This window comes from Flavobacterium sp. IB48 (assembly GCF_016405855.1).
GTDB lineage: Bacteria > Bacteroidota > Bacteroidia > Flavobacteriales > Flavobacteriaceae > Flavobacterium > Flavobacterium ginsengisoli.
In genome coordinates this window covers 388,682-413,602 of record NZ_JAEFCA010000002.1, presented here as the reverse complement: position 1 = coordinate 413,602, position 24,921 = coordinate 388,682, and the positions used below count along the sequence as shown (strand labels likewise).

At 33.8% G+C, this 24,921-nt stretch carries 22 protein-coding genes; 12 read left to right on the top strand and 10 right to left on the bottom strand.

The genetic code is table 11. The annotated features are described in order from the left end of the window. Positions 1–135 precede the first annotated feature (135 nt). From JC605_RS08900 to JC605_RS08870, 7 genes are all read right to left on the bottom strand, one after another. A complete protein-coding gene (locus JC605_RS08900) occupies positions 136–1,572 on the bottom strand; it encodes a TolC family protein (protein ID WP_198855835.1) in 1,437 nt (478 codons plus the stop codon). Then, complete coding sequence (locus tag JC605_RS08895) at positions 1,562–4,768, bottom strand: efflux RND transporter permease subunit (protein WP_198855834.1); 3,207 nt, start codon at positions 4,766–4,768, stop codon at positions 1,562–1,564. Before JC605_RS08895 ends, JC605_RS08900 begins: the two co-directional genes overlap by 11 nt. A gap of 20 nt (positions 4,769–4,788) precedes the next feature. After that, positions 4,789–5,871: an efflux RND transporter periplasmic adaptor subunit gene (locus tag JC605_RS08890; RefSeq protein ID WP_198855833.1), complete on the bottom strand. Its 1,083-nt coding sequence runs from the start codon at positions 5,869–5,871 to the stop codon at positions 4,789–4,791. A gap of 158 nt (positions 5,872–6,029) precedes the next feature. Continuing rightward, entirely contained in the window at positions 6,030–6,419 is a 390-nt protein-coding gene (locus JC605_RS08885; RefSeq protein ID WP_198855832.1) for a hypothetical protein, read from the bottom strand. A 189-nt stretch (positions 6,420–6,608) separates the two neighbouring features. Beyond that, the gene (locus JC605_RS08880; RefSeq protein WP_198855831.1) at positions 6,609–7,490 is read right to left on the bottom strand and encodes an AraC family transcriptional regulator; all 882 of its coding nucleotides are present in this window, start codon (positions 7,488–7,490) and stop codon (positions 6,609–6,611) included. A gap of 4 nt (positions 7,491–7,494) precedes the next feature. After that, the gene (locus tag JC605_RS08875) at positions 7,495–7,962 is read right to left on the bottom strand and encodes a nucleoside deaminase (protein ID WP_198855830.1); all 468 of its coding nucleotides are present in this window, start codon (positions 7,960–7,962) and stop codon (positions 7,495–7,497) included. Positions 7,963–8,115: 153 nt separating this feature from the next. Continuing rightward, a complete protein-coding gene (locus JC605_RS08870; protein ID WP_198855829.1) occupies positions 8,116–8,481 on the bottom strand; it encodes a DsrE family protein in 366 nt (121 codons plus the stop codon). Between the two features lie 210 nt (positions 8,482–8,691). Here JC605_RS08870 and JC605_RS08865 point away from each other — a divergent pair, with 210 nt between their 5' ends. Together JC605_RS08865 and JC605_RS08860 are read left to right on the top strand one after the other, a co-directional pair. Continuing rightward, the gene (locus tag JC605_RS08865) at positions 8,692–9,780 is read left to right on the top strand and encodes an NADH:flavin oxidoreductase (RefSeq protein ID WP_198855828.1); all 1,089 of its coding nucleotides are present in this window, start codon (positions 8,692–8,694) and stop codon (positions 9,778–9,780) included. Between the two features lie 109 nt (positions 9,781–9,889). Continuing rightward, on the top strand, positions 9,890–11,248 hold the full coding sequence (locus JC605_RS08860; RefSeq protein ID WP_198855827.1) for an NAD-dependent succinate-semialdehyde dehydrogenase: 1,359 nt from the start codon (positions 9,890–9,892) through the stop codon (positions 11,246–11,248). Positions 11,249–11,322: 74 nt separating this feature from the next. Here JC605_RS08860 and JC605_RS08855 read toward each other — a convergent pair whose 3' ends face one another. After that, a complete protein-coding gene (locus JC605_RS08855) occupies positions 11,323–11,931 on the bottom strand; it encodes a hypothetical protein (RefSeq protein WP_198855826.1) in 609 nt (202 codons plus the stop codon). Between the two features lie 176 nt (positions 11,932–12,107). On the opposite strand from JC605_RS08855, the gene JC605_RS08850 reads away from it, so the two are divergent. From JC605_RS08850 to JC605_RS08815, 8 genes are all read left to right on the top strand, one after another. Beyond that, positions 12,108–12,806 (top strand): DUF1826 domain-containing protein, encoded by a 699-nt coding sequence (locus JC605_RS08850; protein ID WP_198855825.1) that lies wholly within the window; start codon positions 12,108–12,110, stop codon positions 12,804–12,806. Between the two features lie 46 nt (positions 12,807–12,852). Beyond that, a complete protein-coding gene (locus tag JC605_RS08845) occupies positions 12,853–13,491 on the top strand; it encodes an MEDS domain-containing protein (RefSeq protein WP_198855824.1) in 639 nt (212 codons plus the stop codon). An 83-nt stretch (positions 13,492–13,574) separates the two neighbouring features. Then, on the top strand, positions 13,575–13,952 hold the full coding sequence (locus tag JC605_RS08840; RefSeq protein ID WP_198855823.1) for a hypothetical protein: 378 nt from the start codon (positions 13,575–13,577) through the stop codon (positions 13,950–13,952). An 86-nt stretch (positions 13,953–14,038) separates the two neighbouring features. Next, the gene (locus JC605_RS08835; RefSeq protein WP_198855822.1) at positions 14,039–15,463 is read left to right on the top strand and encodes an amino acid permease; all 1,425 of its coding nucleotides are present in this window, start codon (positions 14,039–14,041) and stop codon (positions 15,461–15,463) included. A gap of 237 nt (positions 15,464–15,700) precedes the next feature. Then, complete coding sequence (locus JC605_RS08830; RefSeq protein ID WP_198855821.1) at positions 15,701–16,315, top strand: YdeI/OmpD-associated family protein; 615 nt, start codon at positions 15,701–15,703, stop codon at positions 16,313–16,315. A gap of 41 nt (positions 16,316–16,356) precedes the next feature. Further along, the gene (locus JC605_RS08825; protein WP_198855820.1) at positions 16,357–17,076 is read left to right on the top strand and encodes a hypothetical protein; all 720 of its coding nucleotides are present in this window, start codon (positions 16,357–16,359) and stop codon (positions 17,074–17,076) included. A gap of 336 nt (positions 17,077–17,412) precedes the next feature. After that, the gene (locus JC605_RS08820) at positions 17,413–18,435 is read left to right on the top strand and encodes an META domain-containing protein (RefSeq protein ID WP_198855819.1); all 1,023 of its coding nucleotides are present in this window, start codon (positions 17,413–17,415) and stop codon (positions 18,433–18,435) included. Between the two features lie 459 nt (positions 18,436–18,894). Next, complete coding sequence (locus JC605_RS08815) at positions 18,895–21,837, top strand: Ig-like domain-containing protein (protein ID WP_198855818.1); 2,943 nt, start codon at positions 18,895–18,897, stop codon at positions 21,835–21,837. A 143-nt stretch (positions 21,838–21,980) separates the two neighbouring features. On the opposite strand, the gene JC605_RS08810 is transcribed toward JC605_RS08815, so the two are convergent. After that, positions 21,981–22,259: a type II toxin-antitoxin system RelE/ParE family toxin gene (locus JC605_RS08810; RefSeq protein WP_198855817.1), complete on the bottom strand. Its 279-nt coding sequence runs from the start codon at positions 22,257–22,259 to the stop codon at positions 21,981–21,983. After that, entirely contained in the window at positions 22,252–22,500 is a 249-nt protein-coding gene (locus tag JC605_RS08805; RefSeq protein WP_198855816.1) for a CopG family transcriptional regulator, read from the bottom strand. The genes JC605_RS08810 and JC605_RS08805 overlap by 8 nt, the downstream gene beginning before the upstream one ends. Positions 22,501–22,860: 360 nt before the next feature. On the opposite strand from JC605_RS08805, the gene JC605_RS08800 reads away from it, so the two are divergent. Together JC605_RS08800 and JC605_RS08795 are read left to right on the top strand one after the other, a co-directional pair. Then, positions 22,861–24,285, top strand: a complete 1,425-nt coding sequence (locus JC605_RS08800; protein WP_198855815.1) for a hypothetical protein — start codon at positions 22,861–22,863, stop codon at positions 24,283–24,285. Positions 24,286–24,292: 7 nt separating this feature from the next. Beyond that, a complete protein-coding gene (locus tag JC605_RS08795) occupies positions 24,293–24,868 on the top strand; it encodes a DUF6705 family protein (RefSeq protein ID WP_370569052.1) in 576 nt (191 codons plus the stop codon). Positions 24,869–24,921: the final 53 nt, after the last annotated feature.

The following is a 24,921-nucleotide window of genomic DNA, read 5'->3' as shown; positions in this document are numbered from 1 at the left end:
TGTAGAAAATCTGAATTTTAATGTACTAAAATTATAAAAAAAATATTTAGTTAAGTAAGAGCTTAGCATTTTAAATACAAAAAGGAGATTAGCTTTTCAGCCAATCTCCTTTTCAAAAAATAAAAATGAAAACTACTAATTCCAGCCACCTCCTAATGCTCTGTAAACATTAACAAAGGCGTTCATCTGCTGTTTTTTGGTTTCGATAAGTTCAAATTTTGATTCTAAAGCATCTTTTTGAGTCAATAAAACTTCCATATAATCTGCTCTGGCAGAACTAAACAAATTGTTAGATATCTGAACAGATTCGTTTAAAGCATCAACTTGCTGTGACTTCAAGTCATAGCTTTTTGCCGTATTTTGAATTTTAGACAATTGGTTGGCAACTTCAATATAAGCATTTACCAATGTTCTTTCATAATTGTATACAGCCTGAATTTGCTTAGCTCCAGCGGTAAGATATTCTGTTTTTATTGCATTTCTATTAATTAGAGGAGCAACCAAATCGCCTGCTATAGAATACAACAAAGATTCTGGAGAAGTCAGTAAATATTTGGTATTAAAAGCTTCATATCCAATCCCTGCAGAAATGCCTAGCGAAGGGTAAAATTTTGCTTTAGTAGCTTTAATATCCAGTTTTGCAGCAATTAGTTCCATTTCTGCTTTTTTAATATCTGGACGATTCTCTAAAAGCTGTGAAGGTACTCCTGCGTGAATATCTGCCGGAGTAATAGTGCTGAAAGTATTGCTGCTTCTAGCAATTTTTTGAGGAAAACGCCCTAATAAGAAATTGATTTTATTCTCCGTTTCAGTAATTTGCTGTTGAATATCAAACTGAAGACTTTGCGTACTTAAAATCTGCGCTTCAAATCTACGTACAGCCAATTCGTTCACTCTTGCGGCTTCTTTCTGTATTTTAACCACTTTTAAAGCATTGGTTTGAATGTCAATATTTTGTTTGGTGATTTCTAGTTGATTATCTAATGCTAAAAGTTCATAATACGAATCGGCTATTTCTGCAATCAAATTGGTAATCACAAAATTCTTTCCTTCAATAGAACCTAAATAACGGTTTAAAGCGGCTTTTTTTGCATTATGAAGTTTGTTCCAAATATCTATTTCCCAACTTGAAGTCAGTGCAAAACGATAATTAGGAAGCGGATCAGGTGTTTCTTTGCCAGGCATAATATCTGTTGTTGCTTCGCCAGAACCTGTGCTGGTGTATCGTCCAGATTTGGTTAAGTCGGCACCAGCGCTAAAACCAACAAATGGCAGGTATTCTCCTTTTCGTGCTTTTACTTCGCTTTTAGCAATTTCAATTTCTTGAAGCGTAATATTCAATTCCTGATTGTTTTTCAATGCAATATCAATCAGATTCTCCAAATTTTCATCTGTAAAATAACTTCTCCATTGAACTTTTCCAGTATTGAGGGTATCTAAACCATTATCAGCATAGTTTTCGGGTACCGTTTTGTTTTCTGTTTTTTCTACAATAGAAGTTGTTTTACAACCCGCTATAGAGAGTAATACGCAGATAAGACCTGCGTATTTAATATTTCTGTTATTCTTCATTTTCCTCCGTTTGATTGTTTGTTGAAAAATCATCTACATGATGCATGAAATCATCAGATAATGAGCTTTCTTCTTCTCCTTTAATTAGTTTTCGGCCTTGTGCCAATGAACCAAAAATGTAATATAGTCCAGGAACTATGATTACTCCGAAAATGGTTCCGAAAAGCATTCCTCCAAGCGCAGATCCTCCAATAGTTCTGTTTCCAATTGCGCCCGCTCCAGAAGCAAAAATTAACGGTATCAAACCAGCAATAAAGGCAAATGATGTCATTAAGATAGGTCTAAAACGAACTTTGGCACCTTCAATTGCAGCTTCGAGAATTGTCGCGCCTTGCGAATGTTTTAATACAGCAAATTCGACGATCAGTACGGCATTTTTACCAAGCAATCCGACCAGCATAATCAATCCGATTTGAGCGTAAATATCGTTTTGCAAGCCCATCATTTGAAGAATGACAAACGAACCTAAAATTCCAACAGGAATAGATAAAATTACAGACAACGGAATAATAAAACTCTCATATTGTGCAGCCAATACGAAGTAAACGAAAGCCAATACCACTAAAAAGATATAAAGCGATTCGTTGCCTCTTCCAGCTTCATCATAAGAAAGACCTTCCCATGCAATATCATACCCTTTAGGAAGTGTTTTAAGAGCGGTTTCCTGTACCGCTTTAATGGCATCTGCAGTGGTGTATCCTTTTGCAGGCTGACCCTGAATAGCAGCAGAATTATACATGTTGTAACGCGTGATCTCATTAGGTCCCTGTGTTTTTTTAAGAGTCATAAAGGCAGAATAAGGCACCATTTCTCCATGATCATTTTTTACAAAGAGATTCAATACATCTGATGGGAGTCTTCTAAATTTTGGGTCAGATTGTACATATAATTTAAAGAAACGTCCAAATTTGATAAAACCTTGTTCGTAGGTACTTCCAATTAAAATATTTAAGTTTTCCATTGCTTTACCAATAGAAACGCCTTTTTGCATTGCTAAATCATTATTGATCTCCAGTTCGTATTGCGGATAATTGGCAGCAAAGAAAGTAAACAAACCAGAAAGCTCTTTACGTTTTCCTAGTTCGGCCATAAACTGCTTGTTGATCTTATCAAATTCCTGGTAATTGGTACTGGTAGTTTTGTCTAGTAAACGCATAGAAAAACCACCAGAAGAACCAAATCCTGGAATTGCGGGCGGTTCAAAAAACTCTACGACAGCACCTAGATCTTTAGATTTCTTTTCTAATTCTTCCATGATTTCTGTTACAGAATGCTTTCTGTCAGACCATGATTTTAAGTTAATTAAACAGGTTCCAGCATTAGAACCACGACCTTCCGTCATGATTTCGTAACCTGCCAAAGAAGAAACAGATTCAACGCCTTCGACTTTTTCACAGATTTTTTGCAATTTCTGAGCAACCTGATTGGTTCTTTCTAAAGTAGCGCCAGGAGGTGTTTGAATGATTCCGTAAATGGTTCCCTGATCTTCACTCGGAATAAATCCAGAAGGGAGTACTTTATTTTCTATAAAAATAAAAGCACAGAAAGCAATTAGAATTCCGAAAGTTAAAACTCTTCTGCTTACAATTGTTTTTAAAACCACAACATAGCGGCCTGTAAGTCTTTCAAACCATCTGTTAAAAGCATCTAGAGATTTTGTCAGGACATTTCCTTTTTTCTGCTTTCCATGATTGTTTTTTAAAAGAATAGCACAGAGAACAGGAGTAAGGGTCAAAGCTACAATGGCAGAAATGATAATTGAGCTCGACATCGTAACCGAAAATTGTCTGTAGAAAGTTCCCACGGGACCAGACATAAACGAAACAGGAATAAATACAGAAACCATAACGGCTGTAATAGCAATAATGGCACCTCCAATTTCGCCCAATACTAATTTAACGGCATGATAAGGTGTAATATGCGGAAATTCTTCAAATTTGGCATGGACGGCCTCGACGACGACAATAGCGTTATCGACTACAATTCCGATTGCTAATACCAATGAAAAAAGAGTAACCAAGTTAATTGACATTCCAAACAGCTGAATCACAAAGAAAGCGCCAATTAAAGATACTGGAACGGCAATAATTGGAATTAAAGTAGAACGCCAATCTCCTAAAAATATAAATACAACCAAAGCTACCAAAATGAAAGCATCTCTCAAAGTATGAACAACTTGATCGATAGAAGCATCCAAGAATTGAGAAACGTCATAACTAATTTTATAATCCATTCCTGGAGGAAAACTCGCTTTCATTTCTTCCAGTTTCGCTTTAACATCATTAATTACGTCACTCGCGTTACTTCCGTAGTTTTGTTTTAATACAATTGCTGCAGAAGGATGACCGTCTAGATTCGAGTAAATATCAAAGAATTCGCTTCCTAATTCAACTTTTGCAATGTCTTTTAAGCGAATGCTTTCACCTTCAGAATTGGCACGCACAATTACATTTTCATATTGTTTAGGCTCATCGTATCTTCCTTTATACGTCAACACATATTCTAAAGATTGTGCAGCAATACCAGAACTTTGTCCTAATCGCCCAGGACGGCCAATAATACTTTGTTCTTGAAGTGCTTGCATAACTTCTTCAACAGAAATTTTATAAGCTCTCATTCTATCAGGATTCAACCAAACGCGCATGGCGTATTTACGGCTTCCAAGAATCTGAGTTCTTGCAACACCTTTAACACGGCTAATTTCTGGAATCATTTTTACATCGGCATAGTTGTAGAGAAACTTCTCATCCATGCTTTTGCTCTTCGAGTAAAGGTTGACATACATCAACATACTCGGTTGAATAGGAGTAATAACGACTCCTTCACGCTGAACCAGTTCAGGTAATAATGGCATTACCTGATCTACCCTTGTTTTAACTCTAATTACAGCTTCATTAGGATCGGTTCCTGGTTCAAAAATTATTCTAAGTGTTGCTTCTCCGGCACTTGTTGCATCTGTAGCCATGTAACGAACACCTTGTGTACCATTAAGCGAATTCTCTAAGGTAATTAAGGTAGATTTTACCAATACATCGGCACTTGCACCTGGATAAGCGATAAAGATATTTACGGTTGTAGGCGCAATTTGTGGAAATTGCGATATAGGAAGCTGTTTGATGGACAGCGTACCTATAAAGACAATTATAATCGAAATTATAATTGCAAAAACGGGTCTATGTATAAATTTATTAAACATTTCTTCTTTTTTAGATTCGGTTATTCTGCATACAGCTCTAAATTGGACATAACCGATTGCGGTTTTACCACTTCGTAGTCTATTTTTTGATTTTCTTTTACAAGACGAAGTCCTTCTAAAAGTATTTTATCATTAAGAGACAAGCCTTCCTTTATTACAAATAGGTGAGGCATTTCGGCAGCAATAACAATCTCTCTAGATTTTACAGCATTATTTTTATCAATTACATACACATATTTTTTGTCTAAAACTTCAAATGTCGCTTTTTGAGGTATTAGCATAGCATTTTTAAGTTCGATAGGCATTTGAATGCTTCCTGTTTCTCCATGTCTTAATAATCTTTTTGGATTAGGAAAAGTGGCTCTAAATGGAATGTTTCCGGTTTCATTGTCAAAATCGGCTTCAATGGTTTCTACAACTCCAGGATATTGGAATTTTTTGTTGTTAGCCATTAAAAGATTGACTTTCATTTTACCGCTTTTTCCTGTCTTTTCCTGATAATCTAAATATTCAGATTCTGGAACGTTATAATATACCCACATTGAGCTGTTATCTGCCAATTCTGTAAGCAATTCTCCTTCATCAACTAAACTTCCCTGACGTACGTGAAACTTGTCAATGATTCCGTCAAAAGGCGCTCTGATTTCTGTAAACTGAAGATGAACTTTGCTTAAAGCCATTTCAGCATTTGCTTTTTCTAATTTAGCTTTTGCCATTGCCAGCTCATTTGGAGAAACTACCTTTTCATCAGCTAATTTTTTAGCGTTTTGATATTCAATTGAACTGAAACTTACTTCAGCTTTTGATTTTTTTAATTCGGCTTCATAAAGAGCAGGCATGATTTTAAATAGCAGCTGACCTTTTTTTACCATTTGTCCTTCGTCTACATATATTTTTTCAAGATAACCGCGCTCTTGAGCTCTTATCTCAATATGTTGAATAGAATGTATTTGCGATACATAATCTTTCGTAATGGTAGTATCTTTTTCGATTGGATTTGTAACCAGAAATTTGGTTTTTTCTTCTTTTTCTTCTTCCTTTTTAGAATTGCAGCCCGCAAAAACTAAGGCGCATAAAGTCATGATCATGAAAATTCTCTTCATAATTATTTCAGCATTAAAACGTAATTTATTTTTGATTTTAGATAAAAAGGCCTTTGGGAATAGACCATATAAGTTCATATCCGTCTATTATCTAACTAAAGAATACAGAGGATAAAACTATAAAGTGATTGGCTATTGGCTAGCAATAGCGTTAAAAATCAAATTCTAAAAACCTGAAATAACAGATATACTTTATTGTCAAGTAAACTGAAAATTTTGCAGTCATTTACTTTTTGAGTAAAAGCAGTCGCAGAAACGACAAAATGATTACTACTGTGAAAAATTAAAAAGTAGTTGTTTTTTACAACCTGTTTTTGAGTAGCCGAAAAATTATCTTCGTTTTCTTCATTATCGAAAAGACATATTTTTCTTTTAAAAGATTCAAATGAACGTCCTCGATTTAATTTAGATTCACTTTGAGTATGATCTATAAGTGTACAGAACGAAAACTTTTTATATAAAACAATGTTATTGTGTGCATAAACATTGCCATATCCATTTAAGAGAATGACAATTGAAAGTAAAAATTTAGTGCACCAATTTTTCATAAGAGTCACAAATTTAAACAAACGATGCCATAAAAACAACGACGGGATTCTATAAATTGGCGGAAATATGGTATTGATATTAAACAGTACTGCTAATTTAGAATCTTATTATTTTTTAGGGAATTTTTGATTCAAAATTTAGTGATAGTATATTTTGTCGAAATAATAACTTTGTTTTTTTATACTATTTTATGATAATGTCCCTCTATTAAAACCAATAGTATCTCTGTATAATTGTGGAGATATATCGGTTTTGCCTTTAAATACTCTGCTGAAATAATATTCATCATCATAGCCCAATTCGTAGGCAATCTCTTTGACAGTTTTGTTGGTTAGATACAGTTCTCTTTTTGCTTCAACAATAATCCTTTCGGTTATTAAATCTGAAAGAGTCATATTGAAATGATTTTTTGCAGCACGCGCTAAAACAACTGGCGTTACATGCAGCATATCTGCATATTCGCTTGCAGAATGTTTTGTTCTAAAATTATCTTCAATCGCATTTCGTAAATTCTGAACAATAAAAAGCTGTTTATCAGTAATGTTTACTTCTTTTATAGATTGTTGTTCTAGTTTTATTCGAGTAGCAAAAACCAGAAATATTTTTAAGTAAGAAACCAAAACTTCATCTTTTCTTAAAGCTTCCATTTTTAGTTCGTTAACAATTTCTTTGACAATATTAAGAAGCGTCTGTTTATTATTTTGATCCAAAAAGATAAAAGGCTGCTGATACACATTATTAAATAAAATTCCGTTTGATGCAATTTCTTTATGATGTTTGTAAATGCAGAAAAAATCATGATGAAACTGAATAGAAATGCCAGTCAGCGGTTTTTCTGAAGCAAGCATAAAAGGCTGATAGGGATAAAACGCAAATAAAGTGTTTTCTTGAAACGAATATTCGCTAAGATCAACTTTTGCTAATCCTTCTCCAGATGTAATTATGATTATAGTAAAATAATTATTTCGCTGAATATGATCAAAATAACTGCTATTGTCAAACTCAAACACTTTGAAGGATAAGTTTCCGTTTTGCTGATTAACTAGAGTATATACAGATTGAGATAGCATGTTTTTAGTGTTTGTTTATTAGCTCTAAAAATTGCGCATTGAGTTTGTTGCATTCTTCAATGCACACGTCACCAATTATTTGCGGTTTATTTTCCCATTTTGAAACATCTTCTGTAGAAAGAATATTAAACTGGGAAGTAAAACCTCCGACATAAGGAACAGATGTGCCATAAATTATTGCAGCAATTTTATGATGGCGAATCATGTACGAACACATAATGCAGGGTTCATGAGTAGTATACATACGAGCCAAATGGAGATTATCTGAATATCCGTTTTTTAAAGCATCTCTAACAGCTAATATTTCCGCATGATTGGTTATATCTCCAGTTGATTTTCCAGATTCTATGCCCGTTCCAATTATTTTTCCATCCAATACAATCAACGCGCCAACAGGCGGATTTCCAGCTTTTAAAGCACTCTTGGCTAAATCCAAACATTGATTCATGTAATATTGAAAATCTTCTTGCATAACTTTATGACTTAAATGTTGATTTTATGGAGTATTCATACTACGCTAAATTACTCAAAAAAGGAACAATTTTAAGCGTTCTTTTGTATTCCATCTAATTTTTAGATGATGTAAAAACTGCCCTCTTTTTTATTTTCGAGGGCAGTTTTTAGTTTAGAAAATCAAAATTTCGTAACCTTCTTTTTTAAGATTTACAAAACTAGGAAGACCAGGAGTTCCAGGAACTTCATTGTCTTTTAGCAATTCATAGCCAGACACTTCAGTGCCAAATACTGCAACACATCCTTTAGAAAGTCCGTGAACATGATCTTTTACTTCTTTATAAAGAGCATTAACGGGATGCTCAGGTTTTTCAAGTTGTTCTGGCCATCTTATACCAGTACCTTGAAAAATAATTTTTACATCTTGACCTTCGTGTTTGAATTCATAAGCCGATGCTAAAGCATTGAATACACGTCCTAAAGCTTCTTCTGAACCCGCTTTTGGATCAGAAAGAATAATAATAGCTGTTTTTTTCATTTTGAATTGTTTTTATGAACAAGGCAAAGATCTGACAGCATTATCCGCTAGAGAATGGAGGAAATTTACTTTATGATGGAGAATTTTCATTTTGTTATATCTCAATTATAAATGTCCATTATAAAGTAAAAATCATCCATTTATCTCAAATGATTATCTCGACAACTTTGCATTCGATAATAATAAGTAGAACTTAAAAAAATAAACAATATGTCTGTTTCTGATTTATTTAAACCGCTTACATTGCTGCACGGCCCTGCAATGAGAAACCGTTTTATGTTAGCTCCTTTAACCAGCCAGCAAAGTGAATATGATGGCACTGCATCTGAATACGATCAATATTGGATGGAACAGCTTGCGCAAGGCGGATACGGATTAATTCAAACCAGTGCTTCTACGGTAGAAGCAGGAGGTATCGCTTTTGAACGACAATTAGGAATTCATAGTGATAATCATTTGTCTGGATTGACCAAAATGGCGTCGGCGATTCGTGATGGTGGCGCATTGTCGGCGGTGCAATTGCATCATGCCGGACATCGCGCAAAACCTTCAATTGGCGGAATACCAGCTCCAGCGTCGAGCAAAACGATAGAAGGAATTAAGGCAATAACGACCGAAGAAGTAGAACGGATTCGTGATAGTTTTATCGCTGCGGCAAAAAGAGCGCAAATAGCAGGTTTTGACGGAATCTCAGTTCATGGAGCTTTTGGATGGATTCTCTCTGAGTTTATGTCTCCGAATTTAAACGATCGTACAGATAAGTATGGTGGAAGCCTAGAAAACCGAGCCCGCTTTACCATAGAAGTAATCGAAGGAATTCGCAAAGCTTGTGGACCTAACTTTCAGATTGGCTGGCGATTGTCTATTGAACGTTACGGACTGCTTTTGGAAGAATTGCGAGAAGTAACGGCCGATATTTTTGATCGTGAATTAATTGATTATTTAGATCTCGCTTTGTGGGATTCAGCTCAAATAGTTCGTGAAGGAACTTTTAAAGGAAAAACCATGTTGAGTGTTTTTACTGAAATTCCCCGCAAAGGAGTTCGTCTAGGTGCAGCCGGAAAAATTATGAGTGCACAGCGTGCAGGAGAACTTTTAGATGAAGGCTGCGATTTTGTACTTATTGCCCGCGCAGCGATTCTTCAGAGAGATTTTCCGCTTCAGGTAAAAGCAAATCCAATGTACGACAGTCCGCAATTGCCTGTAATGGCAGATTATTTAAGGCAAGGAGGATTGAGCGAACGTTTTATTGAAACCATGCGCGGCTGGCAGACTTTTGTAAAAGCAGGATCATTGTAAAGCTATTTGTGTTTTAGAAAAAAGACTTATTCAAAAAATAATAGACTTTACACAATCTAAAAATTAAAATAAATTGTACCTTTTATATCGTTTTTAAAAAAATACAATTATGATTAAGTCTATAAACCCTTATAACCAAGAGATTGTACATGAGGTTGCCGAATTTGATAAAAAAGACGTTGAAAATGCAATTGATAAAGCAGACGCTCAATATAAGATTTGGAAAGAAATTCCCTTTTCTGAACGTGCAGTTTTAATGAAAGCCGTTGGTCAGGAACTTAAAAAAAATTCCCGAGCGTATGGCGAAGTTATTACTCAAGAAATGGGAAAACCAATCACTCAGTCAATAGCAGAAGTAGAAAAATGTGCCGCCTTATGCGATTATTATGCAGAGAACGCTCCCAAAATGCTTGCTGATAAAATAATAGAAACCGAAGCATATAAGAGTTATGTAAGTTACGAACCAATAGGCATTGTTTTGGCTATTATGCCCTGGAATTATCCGTTCTGGCAAGTTATGCGTTTTGCAGTTCCAGCGTTAATGGCAGGTAATGTTGCGATTTTAAAACATGCTAGCAATGTCATGAAAAGCGCTATCAGTATTGAAAAAATATTCGAAAGAGCCGGCTTTCCTGCGGGATGTTTTACGAATCTACCGATTGGAAGTAAAATGGTAGAAGAAATCATTAAAAATCCTAAAGTTAAAGCAGTTACACTTACAGGAAGTGAAGCAGCAGGAAGAGCGGTGGCAGCTAATGCTGGAAATGAAATTAAAAAAACAGTTTTAGAACTAGGAGGAAGTAATGCTTTGGTCGTTTTTGCAGATTGCAACTTGCAGAAAACTGTTAAAACTTGCGTTCAAGCACGTTTTCAGAATGCAGGGCAAAGCTGTATTGCAGGAAAACGTTTGCTTGTAGAATCTTCTATTGCAACAGAGTTTACAAAAGCTTTTATAGAAGAAGTCAGTAAACTTCGTTCGGGAGATCCTTTGAGTGAAGAAACAACAATAGGCACTATGGCGCGTGTTGACCTTGCTGAAGAATTAGAAAAACAACTTCAAGATGCATTAAATAAAGGAGGAGAAGTTTTGCTTGGCGGTAAAAGAAATCAAGCTTATTTCGAGCCTACTGTTGTTGGAAAGGTTACTACAGATATGTTGATTTTTAAAGAGGAAGTTTTTGGTCCGTTGATTGGAATTACGACTTTCAAAGAAGAAAAAGAAGCTGTTGCACTTTCAAACAGCAGTGCTTTCGGACTTGGCGTCACAATTTTTACAGAAGATTTTGAGAAAGCATTCCGATTAATTCCAAAATTTGACGAAGGGGCGGTATTTGTAAATGAACTGGTAAAAAGTGATCAGAGATTGCCTTTTGGCGGAACTAAAAATTCAGGTTATGGACGTGAACTTTCGCAAGATGGCATTCAAGAATTTGTAAACAAGAAAACAGTTTACATTAATAAATATTAAGCTTTAAAGAGATAAAATAGTAAAAGCGAAAGAAAGGTGTTTGAAGTTCAGACACCTTTTCTTTTTTGAAGATCTTATGATGGATTAACTAAAACTGAATCAGGAAGATAAAAAGATCCTTCAGTAACTTCTACGACTACTCCTGAATCCATATTTCTTAGCTTTCCAGAAAATGTACCTTTAATGCCTTTTTCGCTAATAGATTCAATTTTTACTGTAAAAACGTCATCAGCAATTGAAGTGTTATAAACAATAGTTCCCTCTTTTGTTTGAACAGCATATCGAGCAATCATTTCTGGTTCGAGAGGAGTAGAATAAGTTCCTTCAGCAATATTTCCTCCTGTTCTCCATATTTCAAAATCTAATGAGTTGGGCGCGAGCTGGCCAGGAGTTTTAGGATACGGTGTTTCAAATCCTCCAATTATAATGTGTTCAAAACGTCCATTATTACCGCTGAACTGAAAATTGGCATCATAATAATTTATTTTGCGGCCGTCTAAAGTGGCTTTAAAATAATATTCAGATTGATTGTTATTCGATTCATTGTCATTGCTCGAACAAGCTGAGAAAAGTATCGAAAGAATGGAAACATAAAAAAGCTGTTTTGCAAAATGTACTGTTTTATTTTTAAAAGAAAATGATTTCATTGCTTTAAAATCATCAATATTACTACATTTCATCATATATTTTTTTGAGTTCATAGCAAATTTACCAACCTCAAAAGCAGAAAGCAATACCTGATTTCATGGTTATTTACGATTGAAAAGCTATGGCAATCGAATACATGAAATTAGAAGTGTAAAGATTTTAAAAGTAATTGCTATTGCATATTTTTGTAATTGATCTTAATATCCAAATTATGAATAATGCATTTTCTTCCAACAGCCAAATAGGTGTAGTCTCTACTTTCTCTGAGCTTATAAATACCGATTTCAAAGGAGAAATGAATGCGTTATGCTGGTACAGAAATTTGGATGGCGATTTTCAAGAGATTGTAAACCAATTGATTTTAAAAGAAAATATAACAGAAGTATTTCCAGAAGACTTAATCGCGCTTCAATTATCAGAAAAAGGAAATATAGCAAGGGAAATTATCTTAAACGATTTGCAATTGTTAACTGATTTTGGAGCTTCGCCTTCTCTTAATTTATTAAAGTGCTACGAACGCGACGACGAGTTCGATTTCATATCTACTGACGTATATTCATTTCATGTCGATCGTTCTCCAATTGCAACAGATACTTTTTTGTGTACCTATCACGGAGCAGCAAGCGATATTGTAGCTAATGATCAAGCAAAGCAGAAAATTCTAATTCCAGAAATTAGAACAAAACTAAAAGAATTGCATGATGGAGCAGAAGCAGAGTTCGAAGACTTTTTAAAAGAGAACTACTTTGATTTGCATTATCAGCTTCAGGAGGATGCAAAACCTATTAATTTAGGGCAAATGCATCTTTGGCGTTTGGCTGTTGATCATCCAAAACAGCAAGTACAGCCTTGTATTCATAGAGCGCCAAAGGAAAATGATGGCGAATATAGACTTTTGTTGATTTGTTAAAAGAGAAAAATTGCACTGACGAAAATTAATTATATATATTTGATGTATGAATAAACAAACATCTTTTTCAGTCTGTGGAGAATCTTTGTCGGCTCCAATGCACATTTGCGGTTTTTTCGATTCCAAAGAACAGCAATATGAGGTAATCATTCCGTACATTTTGGAAGGATTAGAAAAGAATGAAAAAGTAATTAACATTCTTGAAGGAAATCGTCATAGTGAACATTGCCGTTGCCTTACCAATAATGGAGTATCTATTACCGAAAAACTTTCGAGTGGTCAATTTGAAGTTCTGGCTTCTGAAAATACATATATTAAGGATGGCACTTTTGCGGCTGAAAAAATGTATAAAATGCTAGAACAAACTTTATTATCGGCTTCAAGAGCTGGTTACGAAAGTACAAGAGCTTGCGGTGATATGGTATGGGCGCTCAAGAATTTGCCTGGAACTGACGAACTCTTAGAATATGAGGCCAGTCTAAATTTGCTTACTCCAAAACACTCTGTATCTTTAATCTGCATGTACGATATCAATAGCTTTAGCCAAAGCACACTTACAGATATATTGCTTACGCATCCTTACGTTATCAAAGATGGAAAGATCAGTAAAAATCCAAATTATGTTGAGCCTTTGGCATTGATTTCTAGCGTTTCTAATTTTCCATCAGGCCCACTCAAATCCTAAAACTACTTATCGTTTATTGTTGATATATAAATTGTTGCAATAGAAAAGCAACCTTAAAATGTATTTAAAATGAGTTTTTAAGAATGATAAAAATTTACGATAAGATTTGTGTAGATGCAGTTGCACAATCTAAGATTGCAAATAATGGTTTTTGGAAATTTAATACCATAATGTATATGAGCGCTTTTTTATGCATCAATTTTATGACAATTGCTATAATTTTGAAAAGCATATTACCTTTAGAATTGGGCGATTTTTATGAAAAAAAAAGCTTAACGATAAAAAGAGAAGCATTAATGTATTTTGTTATTCCAGCATTTTTAGCCAATTATTTTATTTTGTTTTTTAATAATAGATACGAGAAGCTATTAGAAAAATACGAGGCTCATAACGGTAAATATATTTTGAGGTACATTATTTTTAGTATTTTATTATTCTTTATTTGTGTTTTTGTATTCTAACAAACTCTTTGTACGATTCCTTTTTTAAGTTATCTTCGCTTTTTGTACATTTCCAAAAACATTTAAATCCTTTTAAAATCTAATCTGTGAAAAATAATCATGATGCTGCAGAAGAGACTCAGCTTAAACGTGGACTCACTAATCGACATATTCAGTTAATTGCCTTAGGCGGATCTATAGGAACAGGCCTTTTCCTTGGCATTGGGCCAGCAGCCGTTTTAGCGGGACCGTCTGTTATTTTAGGATATGCTATTGCCGGAATTATCGCTTTTTTTATAATGAGACAACTTGGAGAAATGGTTGTTGAAGAACCTGTTTCGGGAAGTTTTAGCTATTTTGCCTATAAATATTGCGGTTCATTTGCTGGTTTTGCATCAGGTTGGAATTATTGGATTTTATATATTCTGGTTAGTATGGCAGAACTTACAGCAATTGGTGTTTATGTACAGTTTTGGTGGCCCGAAATTCCGCTTTGGGCATCCAGTTTATTTTTCTTCTTGGTTATTAACGCTTTAAATTTTGCCTCTGTAAAAGTGTACGGAGAAACAGAATTTTGGTTTTCAATTATAAAAGTAGTTGCCATTATTGCTATGATTCTTTTTGGAACTTATTTGCTAATAAGCGGAACAGGAGGAGAACACGCTACAATTCATAATTTATATAACGATGGAGGTTTTTTTCCAAAAGGTTTCTTTGAAAAAACGGCCAATGGAAATTTCCAAGGTTTATTGTCTGCAATGGCGCTGATTATGTTTTCTTTTGGCGGACTAGAACTAATTGGAATAACCGCTGCTGAAGCAGAAAATCCAGAAAAAAACATTCCAAAAGCAACCAATCAGGTTATTTATAGAATTCTTATATTTTATGTTGGTGCATTAGTAATTTTATTTGCTTTGTCACCTTGGAGACAAATTACCACAGATAGTAGTCCGTTTGTAATGGTTTTTCAAAATTTAAACGGAATGGAATTTACGTTATTTGGCCAGAAAATCTTTTTTACAAAGCTTATCGCTAATGTTCTTAATCTAATTGTATTAACTGCAGCTTTATCTGTATATAACAGTAGTGTATACAGCAACTCACGTATGCTATTTGGTTTAGCAGATCAAGGCAGTGCTCCAAAGTTTTTAAAGAAGTTAAACAAACACTCAGTGCCAGTTAATGCTATTTTAATATCTTCCTGTTTTGCTGCAATCTGTATTTTAATCAATAAAATAATGCCAGAAGAAGCTTTTAGCATTTTAATGTCTTTAGTAGTTTCTTGCTTGGTTATTAACTGGGTTATGATTTCGTATACGCATCTGCAATTTAGACGAGCAAAAGACGAGGAAAATACAAAAACAAAATTTGCTTCAATATTTTACCCAGTAAGCAATTACATCTGTTTTGCATTTTTACTAGGTATTTTAGCCATCATGTGGATGACAAATATGAAGATATCCGTAGAATTGATTCCTATTTGGCTAGGTATTCTTTTCCTATTTTATAAAATATTTAAAGTAAAAAAATAAGTAGTTTTTTAAAATCCCATTTCATTAGAAATGGGATTTTAATTTTTTATAAAGTTTGCATCCCAAATTTTAAAGGATTGTATGAAATAATGTTTATAAAATATTTTTAATAGGATATATTTTAAATAATCAATTAAGTAGATTTGTTATGAGCTCGAAAAAATAATGTTAAACATTTTGTATTAGAGCATAATAAAACATTTTGAAAATTTATCACAAAATTAAATAGTTCAATCAATGGGAAATTATAACAAAGATGTTACAGCTTACATTGCAAAAATGGCAGACTTTGCAAAACCTATTTTAAACCATTTACGAGATGTAATTTTTAGTACCTGCCCCGATGTAGAAGAAAATATTAAATGGGGAACACCACATTATTCTTATAAAGGTGATCATTTAGTTATGATGGGAGGTTTTAAACAACATTGTTCTTTTAGCTTATATAAAGCTGAATTGATGAAAGACAAGGAAATTCAAGCAAGTGTAAAAGCGGGCAAAAAATTTGGCTATTTAGACAAGATCAAAAACTTATCGGAGTTGCCAAGTAAAGAGATATTAACCGCATATATCAAAGAGGCAATGATTTTAAATGAAAACGGAACCGCTAAACCTAAACCTGTAAAAGAAAAATCTGCTGCAGAAGTTGTGGCTCCTAAAGAATTTATGGATGCATTAAAAAAGGACAGCAAAGCGATCGAGATTTTTGAAAGCAAATCGCCGTCATTCCGTAAAAATTATATTATTTGGATTGCAGATGCCAAGACAGATGAAACTAGAAATAAAAGAATTACACAATCGCTAGAGTGGATTGCAGAAGGGAAAGACAGATTTTGGCAATCTAAGAAATAACCACAAATACCAGCTTGTTTCCTCAAGAGTTTATAAAATTAATGATTCATAATAAAGAAAACTTTCCGAGAATATCTTCAGAGCGCAATAACACCGCTACAGTAGTAATATATTTACTGTTTGGACTTTTATGCCTTGCCATGCTTTCTCTATTTGTTGGAGTTCCTTTAAGTATTCAGTTGGAGCACAATAGCAGTTTGTCTAATAGAGAAATGATATTCGATCTTATCTATTTCCCTTTACTGCTTTGGGGTATTTGGGGACTTTATAAAAATTACGAACGTCAGAAGCATAAAAAAGTCATTTTGATTGCTGTAGATCAAGATGGTTTGCACCATCACCAATTTAATGGCACGGTTCAAAGTATTTTGTATAAAGACTTAGAACGTAGCAAAGAAGCTTATGTAAGCGATATTGATCGAAAAATTGGAACAAAATATTCACCAGGATATATTTTCGGTTTTAAAAATGGTGTAAAAGTTCCTCTTCATTTTTCTACAGCTGAAAATGGACTATCTTATATTCCGAAAAATAGAAATCAGTTAATTGCTCATTTTTTGCAAGGTGCCGCTTTATTTTGTCCTCATATAAAAATTTCTCCAGCAGTTTACGCAGAGAATTTTATTAATCCCAAAACTTTTGAATTTGATAAAAGAGCTCAAAGAAAAACCTATTTTATAGCTCTTATATTAATTATCATTATTCTGGTTGCAATCGATTTGTTTATAAAATATACCAAAGGTTTTTCGCTGCTATTTTAAAAGCTAGAAGTTTTTCAGTTGAACATTCGAAGAGCAGCTGTATTAATTCGATCTTAAATCTATTATAGAATTAATATCTGACAGATTAAATTTAAATACACTAAAAAATCCTACTAAATCATCCTTAACTAAAACAGAAGGATGATTTTTTGCTTATACAAAACAATGAACTGATTATTAGTATGTAGTAGTTAGATTGTTAAAGAAAAAGCGTAATTTAGGGATAATAAAAAAAAGTTAAAAACATCCTTTATTCTAAAGTGGCACAATTCGTGCCTGCAAAAAAATCATTGAATAATCAGAGCGCTTAATCGGTGTTCTAAAAAATTAAAATAAATGAAAAGATTTAAATGTATGTATGTTTTTGTAGTAGTGTTATTATCAACATTTACATATGGTCAGGAAAGTTTAAAAATGTTTGTAAAAGAAAGTAAAGTGCCATGTACAGGCATTGGCCCAATGGAATGTCTGCAGGTAAAGTATGATAATGACAAAGAATGGCAATTATTTTATGATCATATTGAAGGTTTTAATTTTGAAAAAGGAAACCGATATGAGATACTGGTTACGAAAACCAAAAGACCAGAACCTATTCCGGCTGATGCTTCTGCATACCAATATAAACTGAAAAGCATAATTTCTAAAACGCCTGTAACTAAGGAAAACGGAATTTATAATACCAAAATGATTTTAACTCAGTTAAATGGAAAAAAGGTAAACAGCGGAAAAGCATTTATTATCATTAATGATGAAACGGGAACAATAAGCGGTAAAAACGGATGCAATAATTTCAACGTAAAATACACGAAGCTTTCTTCAAAAAATCAAATTAAGACCAATTCCCCTATGGGAACTTTAATGGCTTGTGATGACGAAAGCATGAAATTAGAAAAAGAATTTAGCACAGCGATCACCAACAAAAAGTTCAAGATCGCAAAGAAAAACAATAAAGTACAGTTCAAAAACACTAAGAACAAAGTCGTTATGGAATTTTCTATACCAACTCAAGACCAACTTTGGAGTTTTATTGCAAAAAACAATTGGAAACTAATTGCACTAGAAAATGTTGGACAAGATTACGGAAAAGCTTCTATTAAGTTTAACCCAGCAGAAAAAAAAGTAAGCGGAAATTCAGGTTGCAACAACTTCTCTGGAACTTATGAAACTAATGGTGATCATATTTCTTTTGATAAAGTAGCGTCTACAAGAATGGCATGTATTGATGAAGAAGCAAATAAAACAGAGCAAAAAATGTTGTCGTATTTAAACAATAAAGACTTGCGTTTTGATGTAGCAGATCAAACGCTTAATTTTTATCTTAATGATAGATTGGTCATGATGTTTGGCATTACAAAATAGATTCAGTTCTATAAGTCATCTTAAAATTGAAGATGATTTATGAAAGAATAGAAAACCAGTGAAGTTGATTCACTGGTTTTTTTATGGATAAAATGTATTGTTTTTGTAATAAATAGATTTGGCTGAATTTGCAAATTGAGAAAAATAAAGTTTTTTAATCAGACGATTCTAGAGAAATAGATATAAGTAAATTCTTAGAAGCAAATGAGATTAAAAAAGAAGGTTATTTTTTTTATATTCTCATTTTCAGAACCTTAAATTATCAAATTTGCATCTATATTGATTCTTGATTTTTTATTTTGGCAAAAAAAAATATTATATTGATTGTCAGGTTTTTATAGTTAAAAAATCGTTTTATAGATCTTGATTTTTTGTCCATTTTTACCTTAATTTCTTTTTTAAGTATAGTTTCGTTATGGCCTTTTTGTAAGGCACTAACTATTTAATAAACCAAAACTTATGAGAAACAAATTACATTTTATTTTTTTGAGAAAAGCCCAATATTACCATGTTATATTATGGCTTTTTTTTCTTCTTTTTGCTTCAGGTTCCTATGCCCAGCGCGGTTATTATGATGCACCTTATAAGAGGTACGAAGCAAATTTAGGTCAACTGTCTAATGGTGCTTTAGTTACTACAAAATCATACAATCAGGCCGATCTTCAGTCAGAAGCTTCAGATCAGCAGTGTGTGAATATGTCTGCCACAAACGCGACCGTTCAATGGACGCTAAGTGAAGCTGCCGATGGATTAGTAATTCGTTATAGTGTTCCTGACGGGCAATCTGGAACTATTGGGGTTTATAATGGCAACACAAAGCTTACAACGCTTACTTTGACTTCAACTTGGTCTTGGGAATATTTGTGGAGCAACGGAAATCCGAACAATAACGGAATTACGAATCAAAACCCAAGAATGCGTTTTGATGAAGTTCGTTATAAACTTCCTGCTAAAATTGCTGTAAACGGAACATTAAAATTGGTGAGAGAATCTGGTAATGTGCATATTGACTTTGCAGAAATGGAACCAGTGCCAACAGCTGTTACAGCTCCTGCAGGTGCCGTAACTTATTCAGGTAACGGAAGCGATCTTCAGACTTTTATTGATGCAAATGGCGGAAAAAAAATATTTGTTCCGAGCGGGGTTTATAATGTTAACCGAGAATTATATTTTGGTTCAGCAAACACTTCGCTAATTGGCGCAGGAATGTGGTACACACAGATTAATTTTACCAACACAAGCAGTTTAAATGGCGGATTACGTGCCAATGCAAGTAATATTTCGTTCACAGATTTATATCTTACAACAAATTCAGCTTCGAGAAGTAATTCTTATAAAGCTATAAATGGAGTTTTTACAAGTGGTTCAATAGTAAAAAATATCTGGGCAGAACATTTTGAATGTGGTGCTTGGATTGCGCAATACAATTCTGGTGGGCCAGCAATTGCTGACGGCTTTACATTATCGCACTGTCGTTTTAGAAATAATTATGCCGATGGAATCAATCTTTGTAAAGGAACAGCGAATTCAATTGTAGAACATTGTAATTTTAGAAACAATGGAGACGACGATCAGGCGATTTGGTCTGCTGACGGACTCGAATGTATCAATAATACATTTAGATACAATACTTCAGAAAATTGTTGGCGCGCTTGTGGACTTGCTATTTATGGAGGGAAAAACAACAAAGGCTACAATTTAATTATCAAAGACAATTTGGAAGCAGGAATCAGAGTAAGTAATAATTTTCCGGGAGCACCATTTAACAACGATGGTATGCACGAAATTCATGATATTACCGTAACAGCCTGCGGAACTTTTAATGATACCTACAATAATCCCGTGGCGGCAATTGATATTTTTAGTGCTACGAATGCCGGAAGTCAGGTTAAGAATGTTCAGCTTTACAGCATTGATATTATAGATTCAAGAAACGATGCGATTTCTATTAGTAAAAGATCAGGAGATGGGATTTATAATCTTTCTTTTAAAGACATAACCGTTAACGGAACTGGTAAAGAATATCCAAATAACAATGTATTGAACAGAAACTGGGGCAGAGGCTATTTTGTGCTTATTGCAGGTTCTCCAAGCGGAAACGGTACCTATTGTAATATGAATTATTCTAATAGAGGCGGAAATGCCACAACTAATGAAGAAATTAGTGCAATTGGTACATTTTCATGGACACAGGGCGCAAACTGCTCAACTACAAATGTTCCGGTTTCAGGTGTAACGCTTTCGCCAGGAGCAGTAACTCTAGGTGTTGGTGCTACACAGCAATTAACTCCTTCTGTTTCTCCTGCCAATGCTACCAATAAAACAGTAAGTTATAGTTCAAATAATACAGGTGTTGCGACAGTAAGTGGTTCAGGTTTAGTAACTGCAGTTGCTTCGGGATCAGCTACCATTACCGTAACGACTCAGGATGGTAATAAAACGGCTACTTCTGTAATAACAGTAAATTCATCAAATGTAGCAGTAACAAGTGTGAGCTTGAGCCCTTCATCAGCTACATTAGCGGTAGGCGGAACACAGCAACTAACACCAACAGTTTTGCCTTCAAACGCAACTAATAAATCGGTTAATTATACTTCAAGCAATACAGCTGTGGCAACGGTTAATTCATCAGGATTAGTCACTGCAGTTTCAGCAGGTACCGCTACAATTACTGTAACAACAGTTGATGGAAATAAAACGAGTACTGCAGCAATTACTGTAAATGCCGCAACAGGAAGCTATTTTACAATTAAAAACAAATGGACAGGTAATTATTTATATGATGCCGGAAACAATGTAGGATACGGTCCAACAGTTGCAGACAATACTTATAAATGGGAAAAAGTAGCCATTGATGGCACTTATTATATGATTAAAAATGTAGGTACAGGAGATGTAATGCATATTGAGAATTTAACCGGTGCAGTACAATGTACAGCAGGTCAGTCTAGCTGGTGGAGCGCACAATGGTCTTCCGAAAATGTAGACGCAACCTGGATAAGAATCAAAAACAGATGGCAGACAACAGCAATGATTCATATTGAAAATCTAAATGGTTCTGCACAATATCTTGGTGGTCAAAATAGTTGGGAAAGTGCACAATGGCAGTTTCAAAACACTTCGACATCGAAAAAAGTGAATCCTGTTGAAGTTGCGGTTGAGAATACTGTAGTTAGCATTTATCCAAATCCTTCATTTGATAATGAATTTAATATTGTTTTGCCACAACTGGAAGCAGGTGATACAGCAACTGTAACAGTTACTGATAGCAGCGGAAGAAAAGTTTTGGTAAACAGAATCAGTTCATCTTCAAAAATCAGTCATCATTTAACCGCTGGAATATATATTGTGACAATTAACTCTAATAGATTTAATGTTTCTAAAAAATTGATTATTAAATGATAGATTAAAATTTAGAAAATGAACTGCAGTTGAATTTATAATTAAATTTCATCATAATGAGCTCGATATTGTATCGGGCTCATTCTCATTTCTCTTTTATCTGTGCACGGGGCGAGATGTTCGTGCCAGCAAGGGAAACGGCTTTAAAAATCTTGCCTTCCGATAATGGCAATAATCTCTACCCGTTTATCTCCGTTAATTTGGTAGTAAATAGTGTCAACACCACAAAGACAATAACGATATCCTTTTTTAATGTGTTCAGCAGATGGAAATAAAAAAGGATTTGCTTCTATTTTTTCAAAACAATCATAAAACATATTAAAATAGCTGTCAGCTTGATTAACGCCAAACTTACTAACACCATAATAATAAATTCTTTTTAAATCTTCTTTGGCTTCGCTACTTAAATAATAGCTATACATTACTAGGTAAATCTTTTTTAAATTCGGCTAACATTTCTTCTCTGGTTTGTTTTTTTGCAAAACCGCTTTTTTCTCCCTTTTCTATTTTTGCCCTTACAAACTCGTAGTATTCTTCTCTCGAACGTGCTTGCTTTATCAAATAGTTAATAGCCTCACTTTTACTACTAAATTCATCTGTATTAACCTGATTTTTTAACCATTCGTCATTAGGAGCTGTTAATGATATACTTTGTCGTGGCATAATAATATAAATTTTGAAGTTGGTGTAAATTTACACCAAAACTTTGAAAAGGAAAACACATTGGGATAAAATAGTTCTTATTAATTGTTTGGGTAAGTTGCTCCTCACTTGTGCAAGCGGAGGATATTTAAAAAAATTGTACAATTCCAAATTTTATCCCTCATTATCTTTTTTTATGCAAACTTTAAAAAAACATAAAAACTCCCAGTAAAATCTAATCATTTGCTTTTTTGTAAGTAAAGTATTATGTTAAAATTTTAAAATATATTTAAAATATAGTTTTTTTCTTATTTTTTATCATTACAATTGTATCATTTAATTCTTACAAGTTTTAGATATTACTAACTTAAACGCCAAAATATGAGAAGAAAAATTAACAATGCAACAAGATCTATGGTCATTTTATTAGTTTCTTTCACTTTTACAAAGTGCCAGAAAGATGACAATGATGTAGGGCAGACAGATGCTAGAATTCTTTCGTCTGCCAAAGAATGGTTCAAAGCCTATGAATCTAATGGTGATAATTTTGAATTATTACAAAATTTAGATTATAAATGGAATGATGCCGAAATTAGGAATTCAAAAGATGGAACCAAAACAATCATAGTCCCTGTTAATGAAGCGAAAAAAGACGCTACGGAACTTTGGGAGCAAAAATTGTATATTTATAAATTATCCGAAAACAATTATGAAGCTTTGCTCTTTGAAATATTTCCTAATGGTACGAGTAGATCTCCAGAAGATTTATCAATAGATAGTGCTACTTTTAGCGGCTACATAGCAGCTTGGGATTTAAAGAAAGGATTTGTAAAAACTGCTAGCTTTGAAAATGGTAGACTTATAGAAAATGGTACCGTTAAGCTGGTTCTAAAAAATGCAAACACAACCGGTAAGGCACCGTCAGGTGTTGCGTGTCCTGCCGGAATTGAATGCGATGTTGATGGCGGAGGAACCACAGATACAGGAATTCAGTTAAAAGAAGTTGTGGTATACAATAATTACCAGAATCCCAGTTCAGGCGGATATATTATTTACAATGGCACAGGTAGCGGTTATTCTAACTACACAGATACTGGTTCTTACACCAATCATGGCACGGGTACTGGCAGTGGTAGCGAGGGTGGAGAAGATCAAAGTTCAAATGCAACAGACCCTTGTGCTAAAATAAAAGCGCAAATGGCAATAGCCAATATTACGGCCAAAATAGAAGAACTAAGAAAAAAAACAAATTTAAAAGTAGAAACAGGGTATATGCAAAGTAAGAATGGCCCTTTTACAGCACTAACTGGAGCTTCTAGTACGGATGGTGCGGACAAAATAAATTTTAAGCCTGATGCCAATACGGTAGGCTACTTGCATAACCATTTAGATCCTTATGATAAGGTAAAAGCAAATGGAGATATAGATCCAGTAGAGCCTATAAAAATATTTTCTCCTAACGATGTGAAAATGTTTGTAATTTTAATTTTAAATGCTAATAGATATGGCATTCCAATAAGTGATACTTACGGAACAATGGTTTCAAGTTCTGCAACTTATCAATTAAGATTTACTGGAAATATAAATATTGTAAGTGCAAAAGCTAATAGTATTATTTGGGATGAAAGTCTTGACAAAGCTTACAAAGAAATAATGAAGAAAAATGGTTTGGAGCAAGGATTTTTAAAGTTTTTAAATCAAAAAATAGGAATTAGTGGGATCGAGCTGTATAAAATCGATGCCTCTGGAAACTCAAAAAAAACATTAGATAATTCAGGAAAAGTAACAACTACTAATTGTAATTAAAATAAAGATGAAAAATATATTTATACTAGGATTTATAATGCTTTCAGTAATATCCTGTAAAGCACAAACTATTGTACCAGTAGAAAAAGCAATTGATTATAGAAGAGCAGGAAATGGCATCCCTGACAATACCTACCTAAAAGATCTAAATAATTTATTTGGCAAATACATAGGTACTTGGAAAGGAAATTATGGGGGTAAAACTTATACTCTTTTCATAACTAAATACACTTATACTTATGATAAAGTAACTTTTGATGAATTGAGAATTCGATATTTAATTACATCATCAAATGGCACGATATTAGAAAATACGCAGAGCCTACCAGATAGTAGTCCTTACATTATTACGGGTTCTTATTTTGGTAAAGATTTGTCTGTTTACGCATTGGATTTTGCTGGTAAAAATGCAATATGTGGAAATGCGGGAACAGTATTTATTCGTATAAAAAATACAGCAAAGACATCAATGTCATTTGGTTATGAGCCTGATAAAATCATGATTTCAAACGATGATTGCCCTGGGTTTAAAACCGCAGAACTAACTTTTCCTAAAGACGGTTTGATGCTTACTAAGCAGTAGTTTACATAAAAATCCTCAAGTATTTTTTGTACTTGAGGATTAAAAATTAGAAA

Coding starts and splice junctions, on each gene's coding strand:
- JC605_RS08895 (WP_198855834.1), bottom strand. CDS start 4,768: ATGTTTAATAAATTTATACATAGACCCGTTTTTGCAATTATAATTTCG.
- JC605_RS08855 (WP_198855826.1), bottom strand. CDS start 11,931: ATGATGAAATGTAGTAATATTGATGATTTTAAAGCAATGAAATCATTT.
- JC605_RS08860 (WP_198855827.1), top strand. CDS start 9,890: ATGATTAAGTCTATAAACCCTTATAACCAAGAGATTGTACATGAGGTT.
- JC605_RS08875 (WP_198855830.1), bottom strand. CDS start 7,962: ATGCAAGAAGATTTTCAATATTACATGAATCAATGTTTGGATTTAGCC.
- JC605_RS08890 (WP_198855833.1), bottom strand. CDS start 5,871: ATGAAGAGAATTTTCATGATCATGACTTTATGCGCCTTAGTTTTTGCG.
- JC605_RS08800 (WP_198855815.1), top strand. CDS start 22,861: ATGAGAAGAAAAATTAACAATGCAACAAGATCTATGGTCATTTTATTA.
- JC605_RS08830 (WP_198855821.1), top strand. CDS start 15,701: ATGGGAAATTATAACAAAGATGTTACAGCTTACATTGCAAAAATGGCA.
- JC605_RS08845 (WP_198855824.1), top strand. CDS start 12,853: ATGAATAAACAAACATCTTTTTCAGTCTGTGGAGAATCTTTGTCGGCT.
- JC605_RS08880 (WP_198855831.1), bottom strand. CDS start 7,490: ATGCTATCTCAATCTGTATATACTCTAGTTAATCAGCAAAACGGAAAC.
- JC605_RS08900 (WP_198855835.1), bottom strand. CDS start 1,572: ATGAAGAATAACAGAAATATTAAATACGCAGGTCTTATCTGCGTATTA.
- JC605_RS08840 (WP_198855823.1), top strand. CDS start 13,575: ATGATAAAAATTTACGATAAGATTTGTGTAGATGCAGTTGCACAATCT.
- JC605_RS08820 (WP_198855819.1), top strand. CDS start 17,413: ATGAAAAGATTTAAATGTATGTATGTTTTTGTAGTAGTGTTATTATCA.
- JC605_RS08795 (WP_370569052.1), top strand. CDS start 24,293: ATGAAAAATATATTTATACTAGGATTTATAATGCTTTCAGTAATATCC.
- JC605_RS08805 (WP_198855816.1), bottom strand. CDS start 22,500: ATGCCACGACAAAGTATATCATTAACAGCTCCTAATGACGAATGGTTA.
- JC605_RS08865 (WP_198855828.1), top strand. CDS start 8,692: ATGTCTGTTTCTGATTTATTTAAACCGCTTACATTGCTGCACGGCCCT.
- JC605_RS08850 (WP_198855825.1), top strand. CDS start 12,108: ATGAATAATGCATTTTCTTCCAACAGCCAAATAGGTGTAGTCTCTACT.
- JC605_RS08825 (WP_198855820.1), top strand. CDS start 16,357: ATGATTCATAATAAAGAAAACTTTCCGAGAATATCTTCAGAGCGCAAT.
- JC605_RS08885 (WP_198855832.1), bottom strand. CDS start 6,419: ATGAAAAATTGGTGCACTAAATTTTTACTTTCAATTGTCATTCTCTTA.
- JC605_RS08870 (WP_198855829.1), bottom strand. CDS start 8,481: ATGAAAAAAACAGCTATTATTATTCTTTCTGATCCAAAAGCGGGTTCA.
- JC605_RS08810 (WP_198855817.1), bottom strand. CDS start 22,259: ATGTATAGCTATTATTTAAGTAGCGAAGCCAAAGAAGATTTAAAAAGA.
- JC605_RS08815 (WP_198855818.1), top strand. CDS start 18,895: ATGAGAAACAAATTACATTTTATTTTTTTGAGAAAAGCCCAATATTAC.